The organism is Clostridium puniceum (assembly GCF_002006345.1).
GTDB lineage: Bacteria > Bacillota > Clostridia > Clostridiales > Clostridiaceae > Clostridium > Clostridium puniceum.
This window is the reverse complement of the sequence record NZ_LZZM01000017.1, coordinates 1-11,999: the sequence shown is the minus strand read 5'-3', so window position 1 is coordinate 11,999 and position 11,999 is coordinate 1. Positions and strand designations below refer to the sequence as shown.

Below are 11,999 nucleotides of genomic sequence, written 5' to 3'. Positions count from 1 at the left end.
AATACTTAACTATAAGACTCCTGAAGAGTTATTTGAAGCACACTTAGATAAAATTTATGCAGTTTAAGAAAATACAAGTGTTTAAGTCATAAATAGAAATTAGTTCAATTTGTTATTGCAATTTGCCGTAATTAAATTTTAAAGTTCAGATAATATAAAATACACCTCATATTGAATCGTAGTTTCAACGTGCGGTGTGTGTTAAATAGTTTTATTAAATTATAACTTAGAATATTTTATTGTATCTATCTGCCACTTAAAATAAATCAAACCTTAGATTAAAAATATCATATCTTTACATATTGTATTTTAAAATTATCTATTATATCTTGGTGATAGTCGGAAGAAGGGTGGAATGTTTACTTCTTCAGACCATTCTCTCATTTAAGTAATATCAATGCTTATCATGATAATTTATAATTAATATTTAACTTTATTTTAATACAGAAAAGATTTTAGTTAAATAACCGCCACCTTAAAGTAAATCCCCTTATATATTCAAAACATTTCTTGCTAGACTATGATAGCAGAAATATCACTATTGAATAATAAAATTAAGTTTGTGAATTCTATTCCAAATGCATTACAATCAGAATCTTTAGATGTTGGAGGTTACTCGTCTGAAGAACTGAAATATTACTCATAAAAGGGTTATTATGTTCCTTAAAAACTAGTTAAGTTCAAGAATCTTGTCTGTGAGTTATGTCGATACAATAAAGTTATAGGAATAGTGACCTTCTTAACCTCACATTTCTTTATAGTATATTTTCCTTTTTAAAATGTAAATCTGTCAAAAGATACGAAGTTCCTTGAGTGTTTCACTTCTCCGTGTTCTAAATAAAATGCGGCAAATCCGTTGGCGTCTGGTGTAGGATAAACTGCAGCAACCTGCGCATCAATTGATGCATGTATCTTCGCTGTTACTTCTTTGTCTCTTACCATAATAGCTTTACCTCTGATGCGAAAAGCATATCCACCAGCACTACAAGTAAAAGCACAGTTAGGATTGTTGTGTAACTGACTATATACCTCTTTCTTGTTGGATGTACAAAAATATATTTTACCATCCTCAATGAATTGCAACTGCCATCCTCTAATGTCAGCTTTATCTCCGTCGACAGTTGCAAAATAGCCACTTGTGTGAATTGGAATCACTACTTTCATTTTTTCTAAATTCATGATTAATCTCTCCTTTTTTTATATTTGTAAAATTTAATGTTTCATAACTCATAAAGCTTAAATTTAAGTTAACACTATAATGCCTTAAGTTATGCTCATCAATTGAGATGTTATATTAAAGAGTTTTTGAGCATTATCCTTATCAAAAGTTTCCATTTCAAGACTTACTTCCTTTTGCTGTTTATACGCAGATAACGAAGTTTTTGGTGGATTTTCTAACAATTCTATTATTGGAACAATTGCTTTTTGTACTGGTTTTCCTATTATTTTATACATTAACTTCATCATAATCTTCATCATAGGTTGTTCATACATTTCCATAACCCCAGATGTTTGTACAGCCCAAGGGTTAAAGAGAATATATTTTATCTTTCCTATGGTATCATTTTGGACAAAAGAAACACCTAGTAAATCATTTAATCGGCTGCCATGAAACTGCGCTTTTTGGCTATCAAAATTATTCTTGCCTCGTAAATCATCCCAGTTAACAGATCCCTTCATCCCTGGTGCACAGATATTCATAATAACAGGGTTTTCAGCTTTTTCCAAACACTCTTTTAAACCATAACTAAGAATATATCTACTCAAATAATATAGCCCAAAAGTAAGTTCAAATCCCTCTTGAGTTTCAGAATATGTTTTTCTAAACTTCAGAGAAACCGCACATAAAACTAGCATATCCAAAGAATGGAATCGCTTTTTTACCTCTTCGACAATACGCTGATTTTCTTTTACCAGGCTTAAATTTGCTTGAAGAAAAATCACCCTTCCCTCAGCTCCTAATTGTTTAGCCTCATTATAAAAAATATCACCTTTAGCGGAAGAACTACCTACAACAATTACGCGATCCCCTTTTTTTAAGAAATGCATAGCTATACCTTTTCCCATTCCATCTGTTCCACCTGTTATAAGTATTGTTTTCATTTCATCATCTCCCTATAATATTTATTATGAATCCTTTTCTGATACATGATTAACAGTTTATTTCTGAAAGTTGTTACCTATGAATGAACTATTCTTTATCTCGTTGAGGATGGTTATAGTGTTACGACCAAAGCCTAGCGTATAAACCTTTCGCCTACCGACAATCCTTACTGCCCAGCCACTCCCACCCATCTGATGTCATAACACCATCCATTGTCTAACACTAGCCTCAAATTACTTTTCATAAGAGCGTATCCTTTGAATTCTTATTGACAACTTTATTATATACCACTAATATAATAAGTAAAGTACGAAAAATTTTTAAACTTAATAAACTTTTATATACTTACTATATTGCGTTTAACTATTAGGAGGTGTGAAAAGATGAAACCTAATACTGATATAATATGTGTAAAATCACTTAAAAAAATTATGGAAATCTTCGGTGGTAAATGGTCATTTCTCATTATGGGCGAGTTACATGATGGAGCAAAACGTTTCAATGAAATGAATAGGAACTTGGGAATTAGTACAAAAGCTCTTTCAGATGCTTTAAAGAGCCTTGAAGCAAATGGAATTATTACGCGTACCGTATATCCAACTTCTCCTGTTACAGTAGAGTACTCCCTAACAGAAAAGGGGCGTGATTTTGAACAGGTTTTTATTGAAATGAGAAACTGGGGAATGAAATGGCTTAAAAACGATATATAAAAGTACATCATGGAATTAAACATTCAAGATAACATCGCTTTCACGATAGTCTTTTTAGCTCATCAACCACTTACTGAAGTTTCTCAGTATTACGTGCCACAAGAGCAATTTTGAAAACCCTCTTTTCCAAAACGTTTTGCTATACCTTATCAATCGCTGATTAAATGCATTTCTTTATATATTGTTTTTTCAGCAATTTAAAAGAGTATCAGCCTCGTCGATACTCTTTTATAACCGTTAATTGATCCTTTACTGGCTTATGTTGTACAAAAATTGTCTAAAACATGTGATAACTAAATAACATTAAAGTAAGTGCTATTATTTGTATGCTAAATAAATCCTTACTATTGTTCCAAATTCACTTTCAATCTCAATCTTCCCATGATGAAGCTTTATTATTTCATCACATACGGCAAGTCCTATTCCACTTCCAGGTTTATTAGAATGGACTTTGTAGAATTTTTTTAATACATTAGGTAAATCTTCCTCTGATATTCCGCAACCAGTATCTTTTATTGAGATAATTACATTTTTTTCATTGTTTTCTAAACCTACACTTATTATTCCGCCATCTTCCGTAAATTTTAATGCATTATCCAAAATATTTATAAATACCTGCTTAAGTCTATTTTTATCCCCCTTAATATTATGTATTTCACTAAAATTTCTATCTAACGATATATTATTTCTCTCAAACCTTGGTTCTAGTTCATTTAAAGTTCTAGATAAAAGTTCATTTAAATCTACTTCTTCAATATTAAGCGCTATTCGGCCAGCTTGAAATCTTGAAAAATCAAGAAGATCTTCAACAAGATTTGAGAGTCTCTCACTCTCTTTAACTATTATATCAAGTCCTTCAGCCCTTTTTCTTTCATCAGTAAAGTCTTTTCTTTCAAGTGTAAGAGCCCATCCTTTTATTGATGTTAATGGCGTTCTTAATTCATGTGAAATTGATGATATGAACTCATTTTTTAAGTTCTCATTTTTTAATATCTCATCTGCCATATAATTTAAAGTATCAGAAAGTATTCCAATCTCGTCATTATATTTCTTTGTTGCTTTTTCCTTAAAATTTCCCTCTGCCATCTTTTTTGCAATATTAGTAATAGAATTTATTGGAGTAATTATAGTATTAGATATTGAAATACTTACAACTGAAATAATTGTAATCATAAAAACACCTGCAGCAATAAAAATCATTAAAAGTTTATCTAGAAAAATATCAGTTGGCTTTAGTGACACAACAATTCTTATAATATTAGGCTTATCTTTTTGATAATCCCATATAGGATATGAAATTGATATGCATTTCTCATTGGTGTAATTCGGTGTTCCTATCCACTCATAGACTTTTCGATTCTTAAAAACATACTTTACATCCTCATAGACCTCCATATCAGTACCTTCTTCAATTCCTAAAGAGTCCCTTATTAACTTGCCTTCTTTATCTATTACTTGAACTTCAGCATTAGTAGCATTATATAGATTCTGAATAAGATCATCTGCATACAAAGTTATATCTTCATTAGAAAAATGCTTTATATAAAATTGCGAAGAATTTTCAGCCTGTGTTTTTATATTTTCCTCTATATTCTTATAATAATAATTTTTTATGCTTATAAAACATATAATCTCAAGTACTATTACTGTTAAAAATATAGCTATAAAATGACTTCCTAGTAATCTGGTTTTTATGCTCCTTTTCATCTTTCACACACCCTAACTGCTAGAAAATCTGTATCCATAACCCCAAACAGTTTGTATATATACAGGTTTAGACGGATCATCTTCTATTTTTATTCTAAGCCTTCTAACGTGGACATCAACAGTTTTATAATCCCCAAAAAAACTTTCTCCCCACGCTTTATCTAAAAGTTCATCTCTATTAAAGGCGGTATTGGGATTCTGCATTAAAAATTTTATAAGACTATATTCCTGATTTGTAATTTCTATTTCTTTATTATCCTTATACAACTTTTGTTCTTTAAGTTTCAATTTTAAATTTCCATGTTCTATTCTTGAAATTTCATTCAAACTTTTATCATTTCTTTTCACCCTTCTGAGTATAGCATTTATTCTTGAAATAAGTTCCATAGGATTAAAAGGTTTTATCATATAATCATCAGCACCAATATCAAGACCATGTATCTTATCGCTATCTTGAGCTTTTGCCGTTAGCATTACTATAACAACATTTGAGAATTTTTCTCTTAGTATCTTGCAAAGTCTATAACCATCTAAACCTGGCAGCATTATGTCAAGCACTATTACATCTGGAGTGTAGCTATTGCATATTTTCATAGCTTCTTCACTTGAGCCTGCTTCTTTAACCTCAAAATTACTTATTTCTAAATTTGTAACTATAAATTTTCTTATATTCTCTTCATCTTCAACAATAAGTACTTTTTCGTTCATAACCATCCCCTCAATTCTTTAAATAAACTTTAATCATTTATCATTTTTATTAAGTTTCCGATGTTCATTGTTTATTGTATTTAAATCTAATTCTTTATAAAATTTCATCTCAGCACCACCAGTATGATAATAGTTATTTTTGTCTAATTGATTAAATATGTCTGAAGCTTTTTTTAACATTTCTTCTGCTTTTTCTTTATTTGATAATTTTTCTGAAAGTCTAGCATTTTCAATATACATGTAAGCTAAGTCTCTGTATGTTTCGTCTATAAAATTCTTATTATTCGCATCATTATTTTCCTTAACTATAGCAATATCCAAAGTTTCTTGTGCTTCATTAAATTTATTGAGCTTTATATAAGTTTGCGCTTTTAGTAAGTCTGTTATTGCATCTGTTAATGGGAAATATCCTTTAATCTGATTCACAGTTTCTAATTCATTTAAGGCTTTTTCAGCATTTCCACTCCTAATTTCTGTTCGTACTATTCCATACCATGCAAAATAGGTCGGTCCTTTATATTTAAGCATATCATTAAGCATATTATTATAATACTCAATGGATTTATTGTAGTATTCTGGATAATAATCATTACTTAAATAAGCACCTTTACCATCAAGTTTTATAAAATCAACAATCAAATAATCATATCCATACTTTCTCCACCCAGCTATAGTAAACTCATTTCCATCAACCTCTAAATTCTTGACAATATCAAACTTATTCCACGTTCCAATATTTCTTTCTTCAATTCCGTTATCTTCATAAGTGTAAACATCATATTCAGCTCCAATATTGCTATTTATAGAAAAACCTATAATTATACTTTTTTTACTCGTATCAAATACATTTAAGAAAGCAAAATTGGTTATAAATTCACATTTTAAAAGTTTCTGATATTCTTTCTGCCATAATCCACCGCTGTTTTTTAATATCATAAATCCTTTTGTATCATCTTTTTCAATGAAAGCTATAATTTCATTGTTTTTATCATTATCTATATCTATAAATTCTATAGACTTACTAGTTGCTATTTCATCTTTTGACAATACTTCAAATTCATTTGGTAAAAATTTTCGAATTATATCATCTGTATTGTCATTTGTTGATATATCTTTTCCATTAAGCTTTGGTGACGTTATAAGTGAATTGGGATTTGAATAAATTCCACAAGAGGATATCATAAATAAAGTGCAAAATAGAATTACCACAATAAAAATTTTCCTCATACTTTTCTCCAATCTATAAATATCTTAATCTATAAGCTGTATTGAATTATCCTCTGCAAAGGTGATTACATTATATAAAAATAATATATTATTTATTTTATTTGACTTTATAAACTTCGATACACTATCATCATAATATCTCAAATCAATCATATAAATTTCACTGTAAGCTGATGTTAAAAATGGTACAAAACTATTTGCATAAGAGTCTTTTATTACAAGCAGTTTTTTAGCATTTCTTACTCCAGTTGTTATTTTTACAATCGGGTGATTACCACCCAAAAATACAGCATACTTATCCTTTTGGTTTAACTTATCCATGGAGTAAACAGTATTTTCTTCAGCTTTTGATTCTGAATACTTAACCTTGTAATTTTCCTTATCCTTTGGATCATATATTTTAATTGTATCAGGAGCAATATCATTAAATCCACTCTTCGAATAAGATGTCCCATAAAAATTGTTTGTTAATGTTTTTATATCAAACTCATTTTTATTCTTTTTTTGAATCCCAGCATCTTCACAAAATTTTTCATATGCATAATACGCTCCATCCGTTGTCCAGTGATGATCTGTTTTATAATAAATATCTTCCTCCTTTTTAGAAGCCAGTTCATTATATACATCTATAAATTTCACATCCTTGTTTAAATAACTTTTTATCACATTTATATACGCTAATTCACTTTGAACCGGTGCGTCAAAAGGAAGCTTATCTTTAAGTATTTCAATTGAATTCGGAACAAGCATAAAATACCTATTTATATTATCGGTATTTTCGAAAAAAGTATTTACAGCTTCCACTTTATCCTTAATATCTTTATCGTCACCTTTAAAGAACTTTTGCATAAGATATCCATCTTTTCCTCTATAAACATCGTTATTTTCTTTTTTTCCTAATAGCATTTCGCTTTCTGATTTTACGCTTACGAAGAAATCTCTTTTAGGAAATTGATCTGCAATATAGGCTTCAAACTGTTTAGTAAATTCTCCACTTTTAAGTTTTTCAAAAGAAAAATTAGGCATCATCTGCAGCTGCCTATTTTCTTCTTCTGAAAAAGTTTTTAACGGGGTCAATAGATTGAAAATTATCATCACGCCTATGTATCCTATAAACATAACTATAATAGCTTTGTTATACTTTTTCTTAGACAAATTCTCTACATCCTTTCTAAAATCTAAAATATAAAAATGGATTGTAACTTTGATTTACAAGATATGCAGTACATATAAACAATGTTGAAACATACATTACAGTAAAAATTATTATATTTACTTTTTCAAATCTTAATTTCAAAGTTTCTAATATTTTTAATGGTATTTGTGTTGAACCTAAAATCATAATCACAAAAATTGCTGCATTAGTATACAGATAATATACTGCTGTTTTATCAATAAACTTCTTTGTTCCAATTCCAAACATTACTCCCAAAAATTCTAAAAGCTTAGGTATATTTTCAATTTCAAATAATGCCCATCCAATTATGACTGCTAAAATAGAATATAAATTTCTTACTAAACTAGGAAGCTTATCAAGCCATCTTAAAAGAAACATCTTTTCTAAAGTTACAAAAATCCCATAGTATAACCCCCACAATATAAAGTTCCAATTTGCACCATGCCATAAACCCGTTAAGAACCAAACAATGAATATATTTCTGTAACGCTTTAAATTAGTAGTCTTATTACCACCAAGAGGTATATATACATATTCTCTAAACCATCCTCCAAGTGTCATGTGCCATCTTCTCCAAAATTCAGTTATACTTTTTGATGTATATGGATAATTAAAGTTAATAGGTAATTGAAATCCAAACATCATTGCAATACCTCTCGCCATATCAGAATAACCACTAAAATCAAAATATATTTGGAAAGTAAAAGCTATTATTCCTATCCATGCTGAAGCTACAGACATCTCTGTAATCTGTAACCCTTTAATTGCACTCCATACCACTCCTACATTATTAGCTATAAACACTTTTTTAAATAATCCTATTATAAAAAGTTTAATGCTTTCTTTTCTATCAGTTATTTCTTTTTCCACATCCCTGTATTTAACAATCGGTCCTGCCAAAAGCTGTGGGAACATATAAACATAAGTTACAAAGTTTAAAAAATTTTTTTGAGCTGGAACAATTCCTCTATAAACATCTATTACATAGGACATAGTTTGAAAGGTGTAAAAAGATATTCCTAATGGCAGTGGCATTGAATTAATTTTTATTTCCAAATTAAATAATCCATTTATATTATTTACTATAAATCCATAGTACTTAAAAAAACATAATAATCCTAAGTTTATAGCTATTGAAAATATGAGTATTAATTTTGCAGTCTTTTTATTATTTTTATTTTCATAAATAAGTCTGCCATTTGTATAATCAAAAATTGTAGAAAAAATCATTATTATTATATATATAGGTTCACCCCATGCATAAAATATAAGGCTTACTATTGAAATCACTATATTTCTAAACTTCTTTGGACATATGTAATATACAGCCAAGGTAATTGGTAAAAAAATAAATATAAATAAAAGACTACTAAATACCAAACTTTAAACCTCCTTGCATAATTTATTTTAAGCTTTCATCAAAAGATGCCTGTACTTTATCCGCATCTTTTAAAACTGCAAAGAGTATAAAATTTCCCTTTGTTTTTAACACATTATTTTTTGTTAAATCATATTCTTTAGGCAAATAATCCTTAAAACTGCCTTCCTGTTTCTCTATTCTCTTTTTAATTTTACTATTAATATCTTCTATAGCATTTTTATCTTCAACCTTTAAAATAAGTATTTCATCTGCCTTAATATTTGATTCTGCTCTATAAAACTTAAAATCTTCAAGTTTATCTGCATCTATATCATATAATTTTTTTAACTTTTCTTTGTCTTCTACTCTCATATTAGAAATATCCACAGTTTTTTCTATTTTTTCACTAATATCTTTAAAGCTTATATCACTTTTACTTGAGCACCCTATAACTCCTAAAATAAATATTACTAAAAATACTGCTATCGAAAATTTTTTAATCATTCTTATCATCTCCTAATAATTACTTTGTATTTAATTTAATATAATCAAGCCATAAAGTATAAAATTTAGACTTAAAATGTATTCCATCTTGTTCATATAGATTTTTATTAGAATCCTTTACTAATGCATCTATATTCAAATATGTTATGTTTTCTTCACTTGCCATAGCTTTAATAACAGTGTTAAACTTGCCTATTCTTGTATTATTAACAAGTTGATTACTTCTTGAAGCTTGTGGTAAAACAGGAAGTATTGATTGTACATAAATTTTTGAATTTGGGATACTTACTTTTACCTTGTGTATTACTTCTATATATCTTTCTTTAAAAATTTCTGGTGTTGTTCCAGAATATTCTATATCATTAGCACCAAGTAAAAGAAATATTCTTCGTGGTTTTAGATTTTTGGCTTTTTCTATTTGTGGATCAACTTGAGTCAAATTCAAGCCAAGTTTTGCACATACATTTTCCTCATCTAAGAAATCATAATCTGACATTCCTTCTGTTATAGAATCTCCAATAAAAACATCCTTCTTAAAAAATTGTGAATAATTTGCATCCATATTATTAGAGGATTCATTGCTTTGGGCTATAGGTTCATCAGAAGCCACTTTTTCACCATTTACATTTTCTTTTTTATCTTTTTCTGTTATAACATTTTCTTTTTCAGTTTCTACTGAATTTTTAATTTCCTCTGCACTTTCTGTACTAATAATATTATCTGCCGCCATTACTTGCTTTTGTTCTCTTTGATTAGCAATCACTATTGAAGTAATAATTACACAAGCCACAATGATGGCTACACTAGCCAATCTCCTTCTCCTTTTTCTAACTATAAGTTTCTTTCTTTTCTCTCTTATACTGAGTATACTTCCCTCACTCGTACCAGTTCTCCTCTCTTTATTTATCACTGTAACACTCCTCAACTTTCGTAAAATATTCTATGCCCTAATTATATTGGGTTATGATGTATTAAAAGTTATCAAATAGTTACATACCATAATTTTTATCTATAATAATTGTAATTTCTACATATTTTTCTTTATCAAACAAAGCATCAACTAATTTATACAAATCTAATTACTTCATTTTTACAGAATTAATAGCACAAAAAAGGGACTATCCATTTACTGAACAATCCCTTTTTATATTTTTATCTTATTTTAAATTTTTATTTCCATCTTTATCTATAGCAACTAAAGTATCGATCTCAATATAATTAGATTTTTCATTTTTCAGTCCAACTTCTACGCTAAAATTAATTAATTCACCATCTTTTATTGTATAAGTATAGGTCTTTCCATTTTCCCATTTATAGTTATAAGTTTCATATTCTAAAGCATTAAATACAACAGGCCCATCCTTAAGTTGTTCATGTCCACTAACATGAATGAACCATTTATAACCTTCTGGCATATTTTTTGGTATTGTGAAAGAAATAGTTTTTGATACTTTATCATAATTTATTGTGTTTATAAGACTGTTTACAGCTTCATAACTTTCATATTTATTTTTAGCAATATTGCCATCTTTATCAATATTAACTATCATATTATTTATTATATCATCAGAAATATTTTTATTTATCATTCCAACTTCAATACTGCAATTAATCAATGAATTTTCTTTAAAAGTATATTCATATTTTTTACCTGGTTCCCAAGTATAATTATAGCTCTCATCTTCAAATAAGTGAAAAACACCAGGCCCACCCTGAAATTGTTCATGTCCAGATATATGCACAAACCACTTATATCCTTCTGGTATTTCTTTTGGTACTACAAAACTTAATGTTTGGTTCTTTGCATTGTAACTTATAGAATCAACAAATGTATTAACACCCTCTTCTACTCGTCCGCTAAAATTAATATTTCCATTTTCATATTTAATTGTGTTATTAGTAGTACTTGCATAAACTGTTGGTGTAGCACCTGTTCCAACACAAACTGCTGCTATTGCAAGTGCAATTACTCCTTTAAATAATTTACTGTTTTTTTTATAATTAGACATAAGTAAATTCCTCCTTTTATTTCTGTTTTACTTCCAAAAATTGATTAAGAAAACAATTTAATATAAACTATCCTACACAGACTAAAATAAGTTTCTCTCATTTCTCTCTTTAACTAAATATACCTCCTGACTTAAATCAAATATAATCTTTTTCGTTTGCCATATACACAACTCATCTTTAGCAATAATTTCTATATTCTTATTATATAATGTGCTAATTTATTAAAAGTTATCAAATAGTTACGGGATATAAATTATTTATATATTTTAACTTGACTTGTGCATTAATTCGAGAAATTTTTCTATGGATACAAATCCATAAATTACTTCAACAAAATTTTACAAAAAAATAGCATAGATGCCTCAAATATGTTAGGTTTAAGTTGCAACACCAAACCTAAGGAGGTTAATCTATGCTGACAACAATATTAAACCAAAATGAATCAATAAACAACTATATTTTAGAGTTAAATCTACCATATTCTTCTGCGTT

At 28.4% G+C, this 11,999-nt stretch carries 11 protein-coding genes; 1 reads left to right on the top strand and 10 read right to left on the bottom strand.

Annotation, left to right across the window (positions count from 1 at the left end):
• Positions 1 to 774 precede the first annotated feature (774 nt).
• Both CLPUN_RS01410 and CLPUN_RS01405 read right to left on the bottom strand, forming a co-directional pair.
• Positions 775 to 1,179 (bottom strand): pyridoxamine 5'-phosphate oxidase family protein, encoded by a 405-nt coding sequence (locus tag CLPUN_RS01410; RefSeq protein ID WP_077845596.1) that lies wholly within the window; start codon positions 1,177 to 1,179, stop codon positions 775 to 777.
• Positions 1,180 to 1,263: 84 nt separating this feature from the next.
• Entirely contained in the window at positions 1,264 to 2,103 is an 840-nt protein-coding gene (locus CLPUN_RS01405) for an SDR family NAD(P)-dependent oxidoreductase (protein WP_077845595.1), read from the bottom strand.
• Between the two features lie 384 nt (positions 2,104 to 2,487).
• On the opposite strand from CLPUN_RS01405, the gene CLPUN_RS01400 reads away from it, so the two are divergent.
• A complete protein-coding gene (locus CLPUN_RS01400) occupies positions 2,488 to 2,814 on the top strand; it encodes a winged helix-turn-helix transcriptional regulator (protein WP_077845594.1) in 327 nt (108 codons plus the stop codon).
• Between the two features lie 318 nt (positions 2,815 to 3,132).
• Here the strand turns inward: CLPUN_RS01400 and CLPUN_RS01395 are convergent, their stop codons facing one another.
• The 8 genes from CLPUN_RS01395 to CLPUN_RS01360 form a co-directional block, all read right to left on the bottom strand.
• A complete protein-coding gene (locus CLPUN_RS01395; RefSeq protein ID WP_077845593.1) occupies positions 3,133 to 4,521 on the bottom strand; it encodes a sensor histidine kinase in 1,389 nt (462 codons plus the stop codon).
• Between the two features lie 12 nt (positions 4,522 to 4,533).
• Positions 4,534 to 5,229, bottom strand: a complete 696-nt coding sequence (locus CLPUN_RS01390) for a response regulator transcription factor (RefSeq protein ID WP_077845592.1) — start codon at positions 5,227 to 5,229, stop codon at positions 4,534 to 4,536.
• A gap of 33 nt (positions 5,230 to 5,262) precedes the next feature.
• Entirely contained in the window at positions 5,263 to 6,456 is a 1,194-nt protein-coding gene (locus CLPUN_RS01385; protein WP_077845591.1) for a tetratricopeptide repeat protein, read from the bottom strand.
• A gap of 24 nt (positions 6,457 to 6,480) precedes the next feature.
• Positions 6,481 to 7,611, bottom strand: a complete 1,131-nt coding sequence (locus CLPUN_RS01380) for a DHHW family protein (protein WP_242954015.1) — start codon at positions 7,609 to 7,611, stop codon at positions 6,481 to 6,483.
• A 16-nt stretch (positions 7,612 to 7,627) separates the two neighbouring features.
• Entirely contained in the window at positions 7,628 to 9,013 is a 1,386-nt protein-coding gene (locus tag CLPUN_RS01375) for an MBOAT family O-acyltransferase (protein WP_077845590.1), read from the bottom strand.
• Between the two features lie 22 nt (positions 9,014 to 9,035).
• Positions 9,036 to 9,497, bottom strand: coding sequence for a DUF4358 domain-containing protein (locus CLPUN_RS01370; RefSeq protein WP_077845589.1), 462 nt, complete (start codon positions 9,495 to 9,497; stop codon positions 9,036 to 9,038).
• Positions 9,498 to 9,516: 19 nt separating this feature from the next.
• Positions 9,517 to 10,407, bottom strand: coding sequence for a GDSL-type esterase/lipase family protein (locus CLPUN_RS01365; protein ID WP_077845588.1), 891 nt, complete (start codon positions 10,405 to 10,407; stop codon positions 9,517 to 9,519).
• A gap of 247 nt (positions 10,408 to 10,654) precedes the next feature.
• Positions 10,655 to 11,506 (bottom strand): hypothetical protein, encoded by an 852-nt coding sequence (locus tag CLPUN_RS01360; RefSeq protein ID WP_077845587.1) that lies wholly within the window; start codon positions 11,504 to 11,506, stop codon positions 10,655 to 10,657.
• Between the last annotated feature and the right edge of the window lie 493 nt (positions 11,507 to 11,999).

Coding starts and splice junctions, on each gene's coding strand:
- CLPUN_RS01410 (WP_077845596.1), bottom strand. CDS start 1,179: ATGAATTTAGAAAAAATGAAAGTAGTGATTCCAATTCACACAAGTGGC.
- CLPUN_RS01405 (WP_077845595.1), bottom strand. CDS start 2,103: ATGAAAACAATACTTATAACAGGTGGAACAGATGGAATGGGAAAAGGT.
- CLPUN_RS01400 (WP_077845594.1), top strand. CDS start 2,488: ATGAAACCTAATACTGATATAATATGTGTAAAATCACTTAAAAAAATT.
- CLPUN_RS01395 (WP_077845593.1), bottom strand. CDS start 4,521: ATGAAAAGGAGCATAAAAACCAGATTACTAGGAAGTCATTTTATAGCT.
- CLPUN_RS01390 (WP_077845592.1), bottom strand. CDS start 5,229: ATGAACGAAAAAGTACTTATTGTTGAAGATGAAGAGAATATAAGAAAA.
- CLPUN_RS01385 (WP_077845591.1), bottom strand. CDS start 6,456: ATGAGGAAAATTTTTATTGTGGTAATTCTATTTTGCACTTTATTTATG.
- CLPUN_RS01370 (WP_077845589.1), bottom strand. CDS start 9,497: ATGATTAAAAAATTTTCGATAGCAGTATTTTTAGTAATATTTATTTTA.
- CLPUN_RS01360 (WP_077845587.1), bottom strand. CDS start 11,506: ATGTCTAATTATAAAAAAAACAGTAAATTATTTAAAGGAGTAATTGCA.